This window comes from Synechococcus sp. H55.11, assembly GCF_047462475.1.
GTDB lineage: Bacteria > Cyanobacteriota > Cyanobacteriia > Thermostichales > Thermostichaceae > Thermostichus.
Genome location: NZ_JANSJI010000061.1, coordinates 1 through 17,426 on the forward strand (window position 1 = coordinate 1; position 17,426 = coordinate 17,426).

18 protein-coding genes are annotated in these 17,426 nt (G+C 60.5%); 9 read left to right on the forward strand and 9 right to left on the reverse strand.

Annotation, left to right across the window (positions count from 1 at the left end):
• Positions 1-89 precede the first annotated feature (89 nt).
• The 4 genes from NW853_RS02515 (at position 90) to queA (ending at position 4,939) form a co-directional block, all read left to right on the forward strand.
• Entirely contained in the window at positions 90-1,226 is a 1,137-nt protein-coding gene (locus NW853_RS02515; RefSeq protein WP_414347607.1) for a phosphodiester glycosidase family protein, read from the forward strand.
• A gap of 975 nt (positions 1,227-2,201) precedes the next feature.
• The gene (locus tag NW853_RS02520) at positions 2,202-2,834 is read left to right on the forward strand and encodes a cob(I)yrinic acid a,c-diamide adenosyltransferase (RefSeq protein WP_414347610.1); all 633 of its coding nucleotides are present in this window, start codon (positions 2,202-2,204) and stop codon (positions 2,832-2,834) included.
• Between the two features lie 24 nt (positions 2,835-2,858).
• Positions 2,859-3,440, forward strand: a complete 582-nt coding sequence (gene dcd, locus NW853_RS02525) for a dCTP deaminase (protein WP_414333857.1) — start codon at positions 2,859-2,861, stop codon at positions 3,438-3,440.
• Positions 3,441-3,757: 317 nt separating this feature from the next.
• Positions 3,758-4,939, forward strand: coding sequence for a tRNA preQ1(34) S-adenosylmethionine ribosyltransferase-isomerase QueA (gene queA / locus NW853_RS02530; RefSeq protein WP_414347612.1), 1,182 nt, complete (start codon positions 3,758-3,760; stop codon positions 4,937-4,939).
• Here the strand turns inward: queA and NW853_RS02535 are convergent.
• From NW853_RS02535 to NW853_RS02550, 4 genes are all read right to left on the reverse strand, one after another.
• On the reverse strand, positions 4,891-5,712 hold the full coding sequence (locus tag NW853_RS02535; RefSeq protein ID WP_414333860.1) for an HAD family hydrolase: 822 nt from the start codon (positions 5,710-5,712) through the stop codon (positions 4,891-4,893). The two genes, queA and NW853_RS02535, sit on opposite strands and share 49 nt — an antisense overlap.
• 111 nt (positions 5,713-5,823) lie before the next feature.
• Entirely contained in the window at positions 5,824-6,093 is a 270-nt protein-coding gene (locus tag NW853_RS02540) for a hypothetical protein (protein WP_414333861.1), read from the reverse strand.
• A 12-nt stretch (positions 6,094-6,105) separates the two neighbouring features.
• Positions 6,106-7,386, reverse strand: coding sequence for a beta-ketoacyl-ACP synthase II (gene fabF, locus NW853_RS02545; RefSeq protein ID WP_414333863.1), 1,281 nt, complete (start codon positions 7,384-7,386; stop codon positions 6,106-6,108).
• A gap of 33 nt (positions 7,387-7,419) precedes the next feature.
• Positions 7,420-7,665 carry an acyl carrier protein gene (locus tag NW853_RS02550; protein WP_041436540.1) on the reverse strand — a complete coding sequence of 82 codons (246 nt, stop codon included), beginning with the start codon at positions 7,663-7,665 and terminating at the stop codon, positions 7,420-7,422.
• A gap of 210 nt (positions 7,666-7,875) precedes the next feature.
• Between NW853_RS02550 and rpsF the strand changes: the two genes are divergently transcribed.
• The 4 genes from rpsF to NW853_RS02570 all read left to right on the forward strand — a co-directional run bounded on the left by rpsF (position 7,876) and on the right by NW853_RS02570 (position 10,075).
• A complete protein-coding gene (rpsF, locus tag NW853_RS02555) occupies positions 7,876-8,166 on the forward strand; it encodes a 30S ribosomal protein S6 (protein ID WP_414333865.1) in 291 nt (96 codons plus the stop codon).
• Positions 8,167-8,240: 74 nt separating this feature from the next.
• The gene (locus NW853_RS02560; RefSeq protein ID WP_414336663.1) at positions 8,241-8,639 is read left to right on the forward strand and encodes a single-stranded DNA-binding protein; all 399 of its coding nucleotides are present in this window, start codon (positions 8,241-8,243) and stop codon (positions 8,637-8,639) included.
• Positions 8,640-8,665: 26 nt separating this feature from the next.
• Positions 8,666-9,358, forward strand: a complete 693-nt coding sequence (locus tag NW853_RS02565) for a M14 family zinc carboxypeptidase (RefSeq protein WP_414333868.1) — start codon at positions 8,666-8,668, stop codon at positions 9,356-9,358.
• 183 nt (positions 9,359-9,541) lie between these two features.
• On the forward strand, positions 9,542-10,075 hold the full coding sequence (locus tag NW853_RS02570) for a universal stress protein (RefSeq protein WP_414333870.1): 534 nt from the start codon (positions 9,542-9,544) through the stop codon (positions 10,073-10,075).
• A gap of 26 nt (positions 10,076-10,101) precedes the next feature.
• Here the strand turns inward: NW853_RS02570 and NW853_RS02575 are convergent, their stop codons facing one another.
• The 5 genes from NW853_RS02575 to purM form a co-directional block, all read right to left on the reverse strand.
• A complete protein-coding gene (locus NW853_RS02575) occupies positions 10,102-11,487 on the reverse strand; it encodes a DUF4340 domain-containing protein (protein WP_414333872.1) in 1,386 nt (461 codons plus the stop codon).
• An 18-nt stretch (positions 11,488-11,505) separates the two neighbouring features.
• Positions 11,506-13,077, reverse strand: a complete 1,572-nt coding sequence (locus NW853_RS02580; RefSeq protein ID WP_414347615.1) for a GldG family protein — start codon at positions 13,075-13,077, stop codon at positions 11,506-11,508.
• A 21-nt stretch (positions 13,078-13,098) separates the two neighbouring features.
• Positions 13,099-13,884, reverse strand: a complete 786-nt coding sequence (locus NW853_RS02585; RefSeq protein ID WP_414333876.1) for an ABC transporter permease — start codon at positions 13,882-13,884, stop codon at positions 13,099-13,101.
• Entirely contained in the window at positions 13,881-14,915 is a 1,035-nt protein-coding gene (locus NW853_RS02590; protein ID WP_414347617.1) for an ABC transporter ATP-binding protein, read from the reverse strand. Before NW853_RS02590 ends, NW853_RS02585 begins: the two co-directional genes overlap by 4 nt.
• A gap of 205 nt (positions 14,916-15,120) precedes the next feature.
• Complete coding sequence (gene purM, locus NW853_RS02595) at positions 15,121-16,176, reverse strand: phosphoribosylformylglycinamidine cyclo-ligase (RefSeq protein WP_414333879.1); 1,056 nt, start codon at positions 16,174-16,176, stop codon at positions 15,121-15,123.
• 145 nt (positions 16,177-16,321) lie between these two features.
• On the opposite strand from purM, the gene NW853_RS02600 reads away from it, so the two are divergent.
• Complete coding sequence (locus tag NW853_RS02600) at positions 16,322-17,425, forward strand: septal ring lytic transglycosylase RlpA family protein (protein WP_414333880.1); 1,104 nt, start codon at positions 16,322-16,324, stop codon at positions 17,423-17,425.
• Position 17,426: the final 1 nt, after the last annotated feature.

The window sequence follows — 17,426 nt, forward strand, 5'->3', positions numbered from 1 at the left end:
TGAGTGGCAAAGTGTCTTAATCTTGTTTGAAGCGACTTAGCTCCAAGAGGCTAGAGCAGCAACGAGAGGGGCTGGTGAAGAGGGTTGCTTTGCCTAAAACCTTGGCCGCTGTGGGAGCGACTCTCCTCCTGCTCAACAGCCCGGTTGCCCCTGCCCAGACGCTCCTCGACCGGCAGCCTGTGCGGGTGGTGCAAGGGATCCCTTTGTACCAAGAGGAAATCTGGATTGGGGACGATCGGATCCCGGTTGCCATCGTGGTCATTTCCCTTACAGCGGGCCAACTGCGCCCCATCTGGGCCAATCCTGCCAGTTTGGTGGGTCTGGGGGAGCTGTCTTCCTTTGGCCCTGAACAGGGAGCCGTGGCGGCCATCAACGGCGGTTTTTTCAATCGCAACACCCGCCAGCCGCTGGGAGCCATTCGTCGGGATGGCCGCTGGATCTCCAGCCCCATCTTAGGCCGTGGGGTCATCGCTTGGTCGGATGGGACGGCAGGGCAATCCGTGCGCTTTGCCCGTTTGCAGATGCAGGCAGAGTTGCGCAACGACCTTGGGGATCGGATCCCGCTGGTGGGCATCAACAGTGGCTACATCCTGCCCGGAGTTGCCCAGTACACCCCTGATTGGGGATCCACCTACACCACCCAAACGGATGGTGAAATGCTCCTGATGGTGCGGCAGGATCAGGTGCAAGACATTCTGCCGGCAGGCCTGGCCGGTAGTTTGACGGTGCCGATCCCTCCCAACGGCTACGTATTGGCAGCGCGGGGTCTGGAAGGTGCCCTGGAAGCCGGCAAACTGATCGCGGGGGATCGCCTCAAGTTGAGCTGGACTGTGGATCCGCCAGAGCTGGCCGCCTACCCCCACATGCTAGGGGCAGGGCCGCTCTTGCTCTTGGACGGCCAAGTGGTTCTGGATGCCCAATTAGAGGGATTTCAACCCCTTTTCCGCCGCCAACGGGCTGCCCGCAGTGCCATCGGTCAACTGGACAACGGACATTTGCTGTGGGTGACCGCCGGCAATGCCCAGGAAAATCAAGGGCTCACCCTGCTGGAGATGGCGCAGTTGATGCAGCAATTGGGCTGTCGCCATGCCCTGAACTTGGATGGGGGCAATGCTTCCACCTTGGTGCTGGGGGGAGAAACCGTCAATTTGCAACACCGACACCCAGAACAACGCACACCCCGAGTTCACAACGGCCTAGGGTTTTTCCCCAGTTCAAGTCGTTGACATACTTTCTGACATAGAGGGTAAGGGTTCTTGTTACCGAAAACAGCGGTGCCCATCTCCACGGTCGTTCGGGCTATTCACGCCAGAGAAAAGACTTGGCTCCAGTTGCACAACGGGATCCCGCCAATCTCAGAACCCAAGGCTCTAGAGCTTGTATAGGTTAGCCTTACGTGGGATCCAAACTGAATGTCCAATGCTTATTTCTCGTGATAGAAATAGAGATTAAACTGAGAACAAAAATTAGCCTTGAGATCGACCAGAAAAATAATTGAAGAGATAACTTGGCGAAAAATAGTTCCAGGATATAGAGGTTACATAATTCTTTGCGTCTCTTCTCAAAAAATATCGTTGATAAGTTGTTTTTGATGAAGGCAATTAATGGATTTGCATTTCGTCGCTTTCGAAGTTAGAAATTAAGTTTAAGTTTTTGGACTTGCAGTCACACTTTTTCCAAAGTGAAGTCGAGACAACATGGGGGGCTCTCCGGCTCCTAGCCGAATAGATCCCCCGCCGGGCAAGGCTTTTGAGATGAGCAGAGCTTTGCCGCCGTCTCGTGGCCAGGCCGCCGATATCGGTATTCCTGTTTGCAAGAGCTCATCTCATTCGGAAAACATTGATTCCTTGCTTGCATTTTTATAAGATACTTTTGTGCTTAAGTAAAATACCTCTACACTCAGATTTTTGTTTGGACTTGAACGTTAATTAAGATTTTGTTCAAAAGCTTTTCTTTTGGGCTCCTGCCTCTTGTGCCAAAAAGCTAAGATGGGCAAGGATTGTGTTTTCTGTCACTCTATTTGAGAGGATTTGTATGCCGGCCAGAAGCAGAACCAACTCGTTGACGGATACGCACAGGTGGTGTTTCATGGAATCCATAGCCGACGCTCTCCACCACTTGTAGGCCCTGTGAACCTAGGGCCTAGTTCCTTAACCCACTTACGAGATCAAGCCGTGGTTTGCACTGCCTCTCCGAATCCTATGCCCTCCCCCAAGGATGCTGTTCCTGCGGCCCGGGTTAAGCAGCCTGCCGCTCACGACCGTTTCCTGCAGCGGGATGGAGCCTGCTCCACCCAGTTGATCCCCCAGGGATCCCTGCAGCTCTACACCCACCCCAGCCGGGGCATGTTTACACCCGTCATGGCTCAGGCGCTGCGGCTGGCCGGCCAGGGGACGCGGGTGTTGATCGTGCAATTTCTCAAGGGCGGGATCAACCAGGGGCCGGAAAATCGCCTCTCCCTGGGGCGATCCTTAGAGTGGGTTCGTTGTCGTCTGCACCGCTGCATCGATACGCCTCATCTGGAGCCCGAGGAGCGGGTGGCTCTGGATGAGCTGTGGCAATTTACTCAGGAGGCCGTCAGAAGTGGCCGCTACGACTTGGTGGTGTTGGATGAGCTGAGCTTGGCCGTGAAGTTGGGCCTGATCCCGGAGGCGCAGGTGCTGGATTTGATCGATCAGCGTCCGGCCTGGATGGACATGGTGATCACCGGGCCGGAGATGCCGGACTCCCTTCTGGAGCGGGCCGACTTGATCACGCAATTGCGCCTACGTGCAGGGATCCGTGCCGCTGATGCGAACGTTGCTTGTCCTCCCGATCCTCCTCAAGTCCCCTAGCTTTCCAGGGAGCCTGCTGCAGCCATGCTGAAAAACGACCGCTGGATCTGCGAGCAAGCGCGGCAAGGGATGATCGAGCCGTTCTGTCCTGAGCTGGTGAGGGCCGTTGAGTCTCGACCTGTTTTGAGTTATGGCCTGTCCTCTTATGGCTACGACATCCGCCTGTCGCCGGTGGAGTTCAAGATCTTTCGCCATGTGCCCGGTACGGTGGTGGATCCCAAGCGGTTTAACCCCAAGAACCTGGAAGCGGTGGAGCTGCACCACGACGAGATGGGGGATTACTTTATCATCCCGGCCCATTCCTACGGGTTGGGCGTGTCTTTGGAGCGGCTGCAAGTCCCGGATAACATCACCGTGATCTGCATTGGCAAATCTTCCTATGCTAGGGTGGGCCTAATTGCCAACCTGACGCCGGCTGAAGCAGGGTGGCGGGGCTATCTCACCCTGGAGTTTTCCAACGCCTCCAGCGCCGACTGCCGTGTGTACGCCAATGAAGGGGTGGTACAGCTTCTGTTTCTGGAGGGGGATCCCTGCCAGGTGACCTACGCCGACCGCGCCGGCAAGTATCAGGATCAGCCCCAGCAGGTGGTGGTGGCCAAGGTTTAGCTTAATCGGTGGGAAGCCCCGCACTGTATTGGTGAATTGTGTTGACTCAAGAGCCAATCAGTGTCGGGATGAAAGCCGTTCGTCCTACAATTGAGGAGAACAAGTTAAATCTCTGGAGAGGTTCCCGCCGTGGGTCGCACGCTGAGACCTCTGTACAAACAAGTCTGTGAAGCGTGAAGCCCGTACTCTATCTAAGTTGCGTTTACTCAACGAAGATGAGTGTCGGGAGTCGTTCACACGCCTCCCTTCTCCTAAAGGGTGGAGGCTTCCGGTTGGTGATCCCCAATCCTGTTGGATCTCGTTTTCGATCCATCTCCATGCCCGACTTTTCTGCGTCCGCTTCCCCCAACAAGGTCGAGCTGCCGCTTGGCGCCAGTGACGGGGAGCCTAATCTGGATCTGCTCACCGCTGCCTACGATTACACCCTTCCTCCCGACCGGATCGCGCAAACGCCGGCGGAGCCCAGGGATCAGGCGCGAATGCTGGTGGTGTACCCGGATCGGCACGAGCATCGCCGCTTCTGCGACCTGCCCGATTACCTGCGGCAGGGGGATCTGCTGGTTCTCAACGATACCAAGGTGATCCCGGCCCGCCTGTTCGGGGCTAAGGAGCCCTCCGGGGCGCGGGTCGAAGTGTTGCTGCTGGAGCCTCAGTTGGAAGGGATCCCGACCGTTGCGCAGCCTCTGCCTGACCGGGTGGGGTGGCGGGTTTTGGTCAGGCCGGGCAAACGGGTCAAGGTGGGGGATCGGATTCGTTTTTGGAGCAAGGAAGGATCCCCCGCTGGGCTGAGGGCCACCGTTTTGGCTTTGGATCCTGAGACCGGCGGGCGAGTTGTGCAGTTTGAGTGGGAGGGGGCGCGGCCTTTTGAGGCAATCCTGGAGCAGGTGGGCCGGATCCCGCTTCCTCCTTACATCAGAGCTGCGGGCTCAGCCCAGGTTCGCCCAGGAGATTACCAAACCCTCTGGGCCAAACATCCCGGCTCGGTGGCCGCCCCCACAGCAGGTCTACATTTTACCCAGGAGCTGCTGCAGAGGTTGGCCCAGAAAGGGATCCAAATCGCCTACATCACCCTGAACATCGGCCTGGGTACCTTCCGCCCGGTAGAAGCGGAGCGGGTGACCGAGCATCGCTTGCACAGCGAGTGGCTCAAGGTGTCGGCAGAGACGGTGGCCGCCATCCAAGAAACCCAGGCCCGAGGGGGGCGGATCATCGCGGTGGGAACCACCGTGGTGCGCTCTTTGGAAACGGCAGCAGCCTCTGGCGCTCTGCAGCCCTGGCAGGGGAAGAGCGATCTGTTCATCTACCCCGGCTACTCCTGGCGGGTGGTTCAGGGCCTGATCACCAATTTTCATCTGCCCCGCTCCAGCCTGATGATGCTGGTGGCTGCGCTGATCGGGCGGCAAAGGCTGCTGGATCTCTACCAAGAGGCCATCGACCAGGGATATCGCTTTTATTCCTTTGGGGATGGCATGCTGATCTTGCCTGCGGGGGATCCCTGAGAGCTTTTGCAGGAACTGGCCCCGCCAGCCGGGGTTGAAGGACGGTCTTGCCTGCCGGCAAACCAGTTCCGGATGCGATCCCACTCCACCTGGTGATAGCCATCTGCCGCCCAATTGGCCCGCCGCTGCAACAGGTGCAGAGGAAAGAAGGTGGCCAAAGCCAGCACCGGGATCCCTGCCGAACGGGCTGACTGGATGCCGGGATAGGTGGCCTCAATGCTCAAACACGCCTGAGCAGACAGCTCCATCCGCTGCAAAAGCAAACGGTGGCGCTGCCCTGGGGCCTCATCCCCTGTCACGCGGTAGGAGCCGGCCAGCCGAGTCAGGGCCGGGCAACGCGACTGGAAACGCTCCAGAAAAGCACTGAGCTCGGCTGTCGATTGGCCACACAGCAGGCCGACCTTCAGTTGCAGCCGCTCCAGTGTCTCCAGGGTTTCCGCCAAGCCGGGAATGAGAGACCATTCCGTGTGCCCCTCTAAAGCTTGTTGGTAGTACAGGGCCTTGCGTTTTAGCAGCTCTTCCAGTTGTTTGGGGTTGAGCACCCGCCCCTGCTCTCCCCACAAAGCCGGCAGTCGCTCGCGATCCGGTCGGCCCAGGTAGTGCAGCCGGTAAAGCTCCCGCTGGGATCCCGACTGGGGCCAGCGTTGCGTAGCAACAACAGTCCAGGGGCGCAGGTTCTCTTCCACCAGCAGTTGGTTGATGGCCTGCAGGTGCAGACCCTCGTCATCGGCCACCACCCCACTCCAGTTCAGGATCACCCCTTGCAGCGCCATACAGGCCCCATCACCTTCTGCCCACAACCGCAGCTCGGCTGCCGGATCTCCACTCCATCAAAACTCGTTGACCTACTCCCCCATGGCGGCGCTGCAGCGTTTGCGGCTTGTCTATCCGTTTTGAACGCGACGCTCAAACTCCTCGCGGGTAGTGTCCACCAATTGCACCGCCTCTGGATAAAGCTCAGGATGGCTTTGCTTCAGCCAACTGAGCACCCGCGCCAGTTGGGCTGCACAGAGATCCAAATCGGCTTGAAAAATAACCGCCGCCGCCATGTGCTGAGCATATTCGGGCGGGTGGCCTTGCTGCGCCAGCTCTGCCGTCAAAGCGGCCAAGGCCTGCTGACGAACCGACGGCGACACACTTTCGGGAGAAGACATAGACCGAGCTCTTCAATCGGGAGAGTAGCGGCGCAAGGCTAGAGTGACGTTGTGCCCGCCAAATCCGAAGGCATTGACCAAAGCAGACTCGATGGCCATCGGCCGCCCCTTGTGGGGCACAAAATCCAGCCCCGCGCACTCTGGATCGGGGTTGTCCAAGTTGAGGGTGGGGGGAACCCAGCCGTGGTGGATGGCCAGAGCTGTGGCTACTGTGGCAATGCCACCTGCTCCCCCCAACAGGTGGCCGGTCATGGATTTGGTGGCGCTGATGGCCAAGCGGGGGGCATGCTCCCCGAAGACCGACTGGATGGCCTGGACTTCAGCGATATCCCCCACAGGGGTGCTGGTGGCGTGGGCGTTGATGTATTGAACTTGTTGAGGTTGGATCCCGGCGTCCTTGAGGGCCAACCGCATCGCCCGGGCTGCCCCCTCGCCGCCGGGGGCGGGGTTGGTCATGTGATGGGCATCGCACGTGAGACCGTAGCCCACTATCTCGGCATAGATCTTGGCACCGCGGGCGCGGGCGTGCTCCAATTCTTCCAGCAACAGGATCCCGGCCCCCTCTCCCATGACAAAACCATCCCGATCCCGGTCAAAGGGCCGGCAGGCTTGTTCGGGGACGTCGTTGCGGGTGGAAAGGGCCTTCATGGCGCTAAATCCCGCCATCGACAAAGGGGTGACCGCTGCTTCCGTGCCGCCCGTAATCGCCACCTGCACTTCTCCCCTTTGGATAAGCCGAAAGGCATCGCCAATGGCATTGGAGCCGGAAGCACAGGCCGTAACCGTACAGGAATTGGGGCCTTTGGCGCCAAAGTGAATGGCCACGTGTCCCGCGGCCATGTTGGCAATCATCATCGGTACCATGAACGGGCTGCAGCGATCCGGCCCCTTGTGCAAGTAGATAGTCTGCTGCTCCTCCAAAACCCGGATGCCGCCGATGCCGGTACCCAAAATCACTCCCACCTGCTCGGCGTTGAGATCGGTGATGCGAAACTGGGCGTCCTCCAGCGCCTGTTGGGTGGCGGCCAAGGCCAGATGGACAAAGCGGTCGGTACGCTTGGCATCCTTGCGCTCCAAATAGTCGAGGGGATCAAATCCCTTCACCTCCCCGGCAATACGGCACTCGTGGCGGGAGGCATCGAAATGGGTGATCGGCCCAATGCCGGAGCGCCCTGCCAGCAAGCTCTGCCAAAATTCGGCAGGGGAGTTGCCGATGGGGGTAACGGCGCCCAGCCCCGTAATCACAACGCGGCGGGTCGGCCTGAGAGCAGTGGCGGGATCCAGGGTAGCCATCGTCCGGTATCAGCCCAGAGGTATGGGGGCAGGTTAGGCAGCTTTCTTCGAGAGAATGTAGTTAACAGCATCTTGCACCGTAGCAATCCCTTCCGCATCTTCATCGGGGATCTCTAGGTCGAACTCCTCTTCAAAAGCCATGACCAGCTCCACCGTGTCGAGGCTGTCGGCTCCCAGGTCGTTCTGGAAATTGGCTTCCGGAGTCACTTTGTCGTCCTCTACGCCCAGTTGATCGGACACGATCTTGCGAACACGGCTGTAAACTTCGTCTGCGCTCATGCTTGGAATCCCAACTCTCGATTCAGCGTGTCTTGGCCAGGCCAACCGGCGGCCAATGAAGCAACCCTCATTGTATCGAACAACGGATCCCCTTGCTGCTGCAACCAGGGGATGTGGGGGTTGGGCCACGGCCTTTTCGGCGGTGAGAAGGAGAGGTTAGGATAGTTTACTGCATCTCTACAACTGGATTGTCAAGGAGACCTCGCTTCCATGCCCCGCGCTTACGAAACGATGCTGATTGTGCGTCCCGATGTGTCGGATGAACCCCTCGAACAACTGCTCAGCAGCCAGGAGGCGCTCCTGCGAGAGAACGGGGTGACCCAGGTGGAGATTACCAATAGGGGCAAGCGCCGCTTTGCCGGCTTTGAGATGAAAAAGTTCAAGGAGGGCCTGTACATCCAATTCAACTATGCGGCTGAACCGAGCGCGGTGGCCGCCTGGGAGAAAAATCTGCGCATCAACGAGAGCGTGCTGCGCTACATGACCCTCCGCGTCGGCTAGGTTTGACGGGATCCCCATCTGCGGGCATGATGGAAATGCTGGGATCTGCCCTTCGACCCCTGAATGGCCCTGTCATGAACTCGATTGTATTGATGGGCGAGGTTCTGTCCGAGCCGGAGCTACGCTACACTCCCGATAACTTGGCTGTTACGTCCTTGGTGATCGGCTTTCCCAGCCTGCGCCCGGATGAGCCACCCTATCGGGTGCGCGTTTCTTCTTTTGGGGAACTGGCCAAAAGGGTGGTGGACACTTGCCACGTGGGGGATCAGGTCACGGTGGAGGGCCAACTGCATATGAATGTGGTGGAGCGGGATGGGCGTAAGGAAAAGCTGGCCGAGATCACCGCGCGTCGCGTCCACCAACTGGGATCCGCCCAGGTTCTCTCTCTGACGGGGATGGGTGAGTTTGCAACGGTGGACTCCTCGGAAGGAGAGGGGGCTTCCCCACCGGAGCCGGACGATATCCCGTTCTAGCAGTGCCAGCTTTGCTGGGATCCCCCATGTTTGCGGAACTTGGCGCCGGATCCCCGCAAGTTATCGGCTACTCGCTGCAGGGGCGCCCCATTTACCTTTGCCGGCTCACCCAGGGGATCCGCTCCTTGCTGCTGGTCGGGGGAGTACACGGGGATGAGGTAGAAGGCTATGCCCTGATCGAGCGCTATGTGGCCTCTGGGAAATGGAGATCCTTGGAGGGCAGGGCAGCGCTTTGGGCGATCCCACGCCTGAACCCGGATGGCTGTGCCCTGGGGCAACGGCTCAACGCCAACGGCGTGGATCTCAACCGCAATCTGCCCACGCAAGATTGGATCCCGGCCTCTTTGGAAGCTCGCTATCCGCCGGGGCCAGCCCCAGGCTCCGAGCCCGAGACACAGGCGTTGTTGGCGAGTTTGGCCCAGATTCGGCCTCAGTTTATCCTCTCTGCCCACTCCTGCCAAAGCAATCCCTGCGTGAACTACAACGGCCCTGCCCTTGAGCTGGCCCAGGTGATGGCTGCTCACAATGGCCTGCCGGTAACCGACGACATTGGCTATCCCACCCCCGGCTCTTTGGGCACCTGGGCAGGGCAGGAACGGCGGATCCCCACCCTGACGCTGGAACTCCTGCGGGGCACTCCCCTCGACCAAGTCTGGCAGGAGCAAGCCGAGGCGCTGCAGGCGGTTCTGGAGTGGGCGGTTCAGGACGATGCGTTCTGACCTATGTCAAGATCTCTGAACTTTCATTGCCAATCCGACGAGTCATCCGAGATGCCCGCGGTTTTCTCGCCCAGATCTTCTACAACACAGATAGATGGAGGTAAAGAAAAGAGGAACTTGGAGTCGAAACCGAAGTCAAGCCTTGTCTTTTGCCCATCTGTTGGCCATTTGGAGGAAATTGGTATGTTCAGCAGGATTTTGGTGGCGGTGGATCGGTCGGAGCTGAGCCAGGGAGTGTTTCAAAAGGCCGTCCAACTGGCCAAGGCCATGCAGGCCGAGATGATGCTCCTCCATGTTTTGTCTCAGGAAGAGCCCGGTGCGCCGGAGCCGCCGATGATCCTAGGTGTAGATTACAGCTCCACCATCAGCGCCGAGCTGTGGCAGTCTTATCGAGAGCAGTGCGCCATCTTCGAGCAAAACCAGATCGACTATCTGCGCTCGCTGGTGGAGAAAGCCGCTGAGCAGGGAGTTCGCGCCGAGTACAGCCTCAACTACGGCAACCCCGGTCGGGTCATCTGCGATCTGGCCCGCTCTTGGCCGGCGGACTTGATTGTGGTAGGCCGCCGCGGCCATTCTGGCCTGAGCGAGCTGTTTTTGGGCAGCGTCAGCAACTACGTGCTCCACCGCGCCCCCTGCTCGGTGTTGACGATCCAGGGCGAGTCTCTCAAAAAAGCAGCGCCAGCCAAAGAAGAGACAACCACCGCCTCTGCCGGCTGAGATAAGGTCCGCCGGCCACCGCCTTCCTAGGAGCCCGCAGAGGATTCTGCCCCACTCTCCAGCAAGCGATTCACTTCGGTTTCCACGCTGTTGAAGGTGCTGAGGTCGATGACGGCAATGTCCGGCTGATAGCTGCTTCGTACGTAGGCGCGCAGACCGGCAGACGTCAAGCTCAACGTCAAGGGATCCCGACCGTCCTCGGTTTTGGGCTCAAAGGTCAGCTTCAGATCCGGCTCGGCCAGGGCTTTTTGGGCGTCGGGATCCGTCTCCGGCACGAACTCCTTGGCGCGGGCGGCGTTGAGGCTGGAGAAGAGAGAGCTGAGGTTTACAGGCTGGCCCGGTCGCTCTGGATTGTCCCAGCGCAGCTCCAGGGATCCCTTCTCCTGCGGCAGAGGGTTGAGGGTGAGCTGCTCCCCTTGAGACTCCAGGATGACTTGGCCCACCTGGTTGGGGTTGAGGCGGGCAAGGCGGTGATCCCGCAGCTCCTCGAAGTCGGAGCGGAGAATGTCGGCGGTGCTGGTGAGCAGGGCGGCCACCGCCGGGTGCTCCGAGGTGATGACATAGACTTGACCATCTTTTTCCGATCCCAAGGCCACCCTCAGGGTTTTGCCGTCCTTGAGCTCAACGGTTAGCTGAGCAGAAGGCTTCTCCAGACCATAAGGAGCCAGCTCCGCCTTGGTTTCAGCCGGGAACTCCACCGCCTGCAGGCGAGACAACGTATTGAGCAGACGGTCGACGTTGAGGTCATCAGCAGGCAGCGCCCTGGGCTCGACGATCTGCCAAGTATCTTCTTGCCGCTGCAAACGAACAACCTCTGGATCGGCCTCAGCCAACTGCACCTGCAGAGACTTCACTGCCGCCGTCTCGAAGCGCAGCAGAGTTTTGTCCCGCAAAGCCAAAAGGGAAGGCAGCAGGGATCCCTTCTGGGCGCTGGCCAAGAGCACCACCTCTCCCCCTGCTGGCCGGGCGTAGAAGCCGGAACTGTCGAAGTTGTCGTTGCCGATGTCCAGGCGGTAGGGATCCCCTTCTTGGGGGAAGAGGGCGATCTGGTGGCGCGGCTGATCAAGACCAAAAGCGGCCAGGTCGGTGGCCCCTTCCAGCGTGATTTGAGGCGTGAGGCGGGAGAAGGTGTTAAGGAGTTGCTCCACCGGGAAGTCCAGCGCCGCCGACTGGATGGGACGGATAATGCGCCAACGGGATCCCTCTTGAGGGGCGCGCTCCAAAAGGATCTCCTCCGGTTCCCCCTCTTGGCGGAGCTCAATGCGGGCAATGGTGTCGGGGGCAAAGTGAAAGAGCCGCGCCCGCTCCGCCTGCTGCTGCTGCCGCAGTTGCTGGAAGTTATCGAAGAGGAAATACCCCAGCAGAGCAGCCACCGCCAAACCCAAAAGAATCCAGGTGCTGCGCTTGAACATGCTTGTCCTCCTTCGGCTCTACCGTCTTTGCCACCAGAGCACAGCTCCCGATCCCAACGCCACAACCGGCAGGAGCACCGTCGATCCCAGCACCAGCCAGCGGAAGTTTTGGCCGGTCAGGGTCAGACGGCGATCGGTAATGGATTTGGGGCGAATGGAGATTTGTTCAGTTCGCTCGGTGAGCCAGTTAACCGTGTTGAGGAAAAGATCGCGGTTGCCCTGCTGCCTCAGGTTGCCGTCGAGGGCAAAGTTGACGTTGCCGATCACCACCAGGCGGGCCTCGGTCGGCGACTCCTGGGCTTCTGAGTTGTTCTGATCGCCTTTCACCTGCCGGGTCAGGGCTACGCCCAAGGTCAGGGGGCCGGGCTTGTCTTGATTTGGGTCAAATTGCACGGGGCCAGCTTCCAGGTTGGGGCTGGTCTCCCCCCAGCTCTGCGGGCCGGTGCGCAGCAGGGGTGTGGCCTGGATCCCTTCGCGGGCTTGGGTTTCCACCGAACGGGCCAGAGGAAAGAGGGTCATCAGCCGCTGCTCGGCCAAGGGGGCGGTGATGGGGTGATCCCCGTAGGTGGTAACTAGGGCAACTGCCGGCCCCGTGCCCAGGAGTTGGCTGACGCTACTCACCTCGATAAGGATGTCATCTCCCAAAACCACGCCCCACTCCTCCAGCAAGGGATCCAAGCCGGCATCCACCCGCGGCCCAATGAGCAGCAGCAGCCGCCCCCCTTTGGCCAGGTAGTCCTGCAGCTTCTCCACCTCGCCGGGGAAGAGAGCCCGCTGTGGCCCCGCCAACACCAAAACCTCTGCCTTGTCCGGGATCTCGGCCTGCACCAGGTTCAAAGGCTCCACCCGATAGCCCTCCTGGCCGAGGGCTGCCACCGCCTGAGCCAGCGTTGGGGTGCCTTCCCGCGCTTCTAGGCCCACTTCCCCATGCCCTTGCACGAAATAGGCCAGCAACTCCCCGCGGTTGACCACTTTAGACAAGACGGGGGTCAGTTTGCTCTCCAGCTCAGGGGCAGGGGGCTGCGGCAGTTGCTGCCGGCTTTCTCCGGCCTCCACCACCAGGGTGTTGTTTTGCGTCACCTGCAGCCGCTGAATGGTGAGGGGATCCCGATTGGGATCGACAAACGCAAACTGGAAGCGCTCGGGGTTGAGGCGGCGGTAGCGCTCCAGTTGTTCCCGCAGGTTGGGATCCGGCGCCGTGGTAACCACCCAGACTTTGACGGGTTGCGCCAATCCCTGCACCAGTTGCCGGGTTTGAGGCGACAGGGTAAACAGGCCCTCCTCGGTGAGATCCAGGCGCAGGTCGTAGCGCACCGCCACCACATTCACCAGCACCAGGATGACGGCCATCGCCGCCACCGCCACCAGGATGTTGGCGTTGGTCTGGGTGGAGCGCAGGCCCAGGAACAGGCTCACTTCCTGCCGGTGGGTGAGACCCCACACCACCACCAGGGCCAGGCCTACTGCCAGCAAGCTGAGGGGCACCGCCGTCCAGCCGGTAAGAGCGGATCCCACCAGCAGGCCGATGGCAATCACACCAAGGCCGAGGATCCCCGCCCAATCTGCCAACGCCCGCCAATCTTTTATCACCGCACACCTCCCAAGACAACCTTAGCTCTGCTGCCAGCGCAGGCTTTCTACCGATTGCACCGTGGCAAACAGCCCCAGCAGGATGATGCTGAGGAAAAGGACGACGCTACTGCTGCTGAGGATCCCTTGCACCCAGTTGCTATATTGCTGCAGCAAAGAAATATGCCTCAGGGTAGCGGCAATCCAGTTGTTCTCTTGGCCAGCCGCCGCGTCGATCACCCAGAGCAGCAGGATTAGCCCAAAGGTGGCCACCGCGGCAATGAGGGTGCTGTCCGTCAGGGAAGAGATGAACAACCCCAAGGCCATGACACTGCCCGCCAGCAGAGCAAGTCCCACATAGCCCACCAAGGTCAGGCGGTAGTCCACTGCTGGGTTGGCGCTGCTCAGCACCAGCACGTGGTAGACCAGCGGCGGCAACAGCAGCGTCATAAAAAACACCCAGACCGCCAGCCACTTGCCCAGGGCCACCTCCAAGTTGGTAATAGGGGAGGTGGCCAGCAGCTCCATGGTGCCCCGCCGCCGCTCCTCGGCGTAGGAGCTCATGGTAAAGATGGGCAATAAAAATAAGGAAAGCGTGCCCAAGAGGTTGAGAAACTGCTGCGACAGGATGGTGGCGGCATCAAAGGGGTTCTCTTGGCCAAACTGGGCAAAGAGATCCACCTGCTGGGAAAAGCTGATCACCCGCACCAAGATATTAAAGAAGAAAAACCCCGCCAGCCCCCAGAACACCGCCGCCACCACATAGGCAATGGGGGAGGTGAAGTAGCCGCGCAGTTCTTTACGAAAAATGGCCACTGCTCCGTTCATGCTGCTTCCTCCAATGCGCCCTCAGATCCCTCTTGGGTGGTGAGCTGCAGGAAAATCTCTTCCAAAGAAGCCTGGGGACGGCCGATCTCGTAGAGGGCGATCCCCGCCTGCACCAGGGCCCTGGCCACCTCCGGGATCCAGCCTAAGGACTCTGTCCCGCCGTCGCGAACAGCAGCAGCGTTGCTTTTAAGCTGCACCTGCCAGCGAGGGGGATCGGATCCCAGGGGCTGCAAACTCACCACTTCGACCTGGGGCAAATGCTGCAGGGCCGCTCGGATGGCTGCTTCCTCAGGAGCGCCCACCACCAGCTTCGCCTGCTGCCGATCCTGAAGCTGGGCTGTCAGCTCGGCGGGCGTGCCGATGGCCGCCACCTGGCCGCGGTTGATGATCACCACCCGGTCGCAGGTCATGCTCACCTCCGGCAAGATGTGGGTGGAGAGGATGATGGTGTGCTCTCCCGCCAAGCTCTTGATCAGGTTGCGCACCTCGATGATCTGCTTGGGATCCAGCCCAATCGTGGGCTCGTCCAGGATGATCACCGGCGGGTCGTGCACCAGAGCCTGGGCCAGTCCCACCCGCTGCTTGTACCCCTTGGAGAGCTTGCGGATCAAGGTGTGGCGCTTGTCTTCCAGGCTGCAGCGGCGGATCACCTCGTCCACCCGCCTAGGCCGGTCGCCGGGGCTGACCCGCTTGATCTGGGCGACAAAGTGCAGGTAGGCCTCCACGGTCATATCGGGGTAGAGGGGCGGGTTTTCCGGCAAATAGCCGATGCGCTGCCGCACCGCCATCGAGTTTTCGTGGACATCAAACCCGGCCACCCGCGCCGTCCCCTCGCTGGCGGGCAGATACCCTGCCAAAATGCGCATGGAGGTGGTCTTGCCGGCGCCGTTGGGGCCCAAAAATCCCATGATCTCGCCGGCGTTGACCTGGAAAGAGATATCGCGAATGGCCGTAAAGCTGCCGTAGGTTTTGCTCAGATGCTCCACTTCGATGGCAGCCGTGGTTGCAGGAGCAGTGGATAAACCTATCATCGGCGGCTCCTAACCTAGAGGGTCAGCGTGAGTTGGCCAACAGCCTAAGTCTGTAGGTGTGTAAAGCGAGCAGCCCCTGTCTTGAAACAAACAGAGGTGGGGAGCGACAGAGGCGGCAGCGCTGAGGCCATCAGCAAACTTAGCACAGCGGCGGCGGGGATAAGCAAACGGCACCGGGATCCCCTCCCCCCTTTTGGTGGGGTGCTCAGGGGGCCAGGGATCCCCACGCTTCCAACCCCAAGACTCGGCTCTCCCCAGGACAGGGCGCCACCACCTCGCCAATAGGGAAGGCTTCCGGCAGCAGCGATCTCAGCAAATCTTCCGCCTCAGGGGGCACCACCAGCACATAGCCCACCCCCAGGTTAAAGGTGTTGAACATCTCCAAAGTCTCCACCTGGCCCTGCTCCTGCAGCCAGAGAAATTCCTGTGGGATGGGCCAACTGTGGGGCTGCAGCCGCGCCGCCTGGTCAGGAGCCAAACAGCGGGGCAAGTTTTCCGGGATGCCGCCGCCGGTGATGTGGGCCATGCCGTGGATGGGGATCCCTGCTGCTTGCAGCCTCTGCACCGCCTGCACGTAGATGCGGGTGGGGGTGAGAAACACCTCCGCCAAAGGCCGATCCCAACCAGAGGGCTGGTGATCCCAGCGCCAGCCCCGCTCGGCCACAATGCGTCGCACCAGGCTGAAGCCGTTGCTGTGCAGGCCGCTGCTGGGCAAGGCCCACAGCCGATCCCCAGCCTGCACCCGCGAGCCGTCGAGAATGTCCGCCCTCTCGACAATCCCGACACAAAATCCCGCCAGGTCGTACTTGCCGGGCGGATAAAACCCCGGCATCTCCGCCGTCTCTCCCCCCAGCAGTTGGCAGCCGGCCTCTTGGCAGCCCTCCAGAATGCCGTCGATCACCTGCCAGAGAGCTTCCGGCTCCAGCTTGCCGGTAGCCACGTAGTCCAGGAAAAACAGCGGCTTGGCTCCCACCGTCAGCACATCGTTGACACACATGGCCACCAGGTCGATGCCCACTCCGCGGTGCTGCCCCCACTGCTGGGCAATCTCCAGCTTGGTGCCCACCCCATCGGTACCGGCAACCAAAACCGGTGCCCGGTAGCCCGCCGGCAGCTCGAACAGGCCGGCAAAGCCGCCAATGCCCCCCAAGGTTCCTGAAGAACCTGAAAACGGGACTTTAGTTCGTTCAACGCGCTCCCGAACCCCCTTGACAAAGGCGCGGCCCAGATCGATGTCAACCCCTGCTGAGCGGTAGTCCAAGATGCCGAAAATCCTTGTGCTGACGGGACTTAGGCTTTTGCCCTCGACCGGGCAAGCTTGTCAACTTAGAAACCTATGGTACATTAACTTCTGTTTTACTGTCGCAGTGGATGTTGTACAGGAGTTTCGAGAGGAGCGCGGCCTCATGCGAAATTGGAAGCGGCTAGGACAGGGACTGGCTCCCGCCCGCCAAGTGGGCTTAGTCGGCTGTCTCTGTGTTACGGCTCTCAGCTTGCCGGCAGGCATGTTGGGCAGCCCGAACTCGCAGGCACAAGCCTCAACTCGCAGCGGATCTCCCAGTGCCAGAGCAACCCAGCCATCCCCCAAAGCCCACTCGCTCTCCCCGGCAACTGACCTTATCTCCCCTTCCCAACCCAACGCCCCCCTGCCGGCCAAACTCGGCACCTTGCACTCGCAGGACTCGGAGTCTCTCCTCCTATCTCGACAGGCGATCCCTTCGCGGCCGACAGAAGAACCTACCCTCAAGATCGGCGAACAACAGCAGTCGTCCAGCCAGCCTGTCTCCACCCTCTACGACTACCAGATGGACGGTCGGCAGGTGGTCACTGTCTATGTGAAGGATTTGCCTATTGTCAGCTTTGTCGAGCAGCCTGGGCTGGAACCACCGCTGCTGCGGGCCAGCACCCTGGTGGCCCGGCTCAACCAAATGGCCCAGGGATCCCTGAAGGACACGACCATCGCCCTGGCTTGGGCAGAGCCCCAATCCGGGGATCCCCTCTACGCAGTTCAGGTCAACGGCGAGGAATTGCTGCGCATCGACGGGGGAGTGCTGCTGCCAAATCACCAACGCCCGGTGGATACGGCGGTTTTGGCTGCCAATCGTCTGCGCCGTCTGCTGCTGGATGCGCCCCCCATTTCGGCTCCGGCCCTACCTCAACCGGCTGCTCTCACCGCCAAGGCCACCGTTGTAGGCCCTAAGCCAGAAACAGCCGCTCAACCAAAACCTGCCCCTGTCCGTACCGTTGGGCCTGTGCAGGAAGGGATCGCCTCTTGGTATGACCTGCACCCCACCCGCCATGAGATGACGGCTGCCCACCCCACTCTGCCCTTCGGTACCGAGGTGCGGGTCACCAACCTGAGTAACGGGCGCCAGGCCGTCGTGCGCATCAACGATCGCGGCCCCTTCATCCCCGGTCGGATTATCGACCTTTCCCTGCGGGCGGCAGAGGCCCTGGGGATGGTGCGCTCTGGGCTGGCGCCGGTGCGGGTGGAAGTGGTGCAGCCCTAGG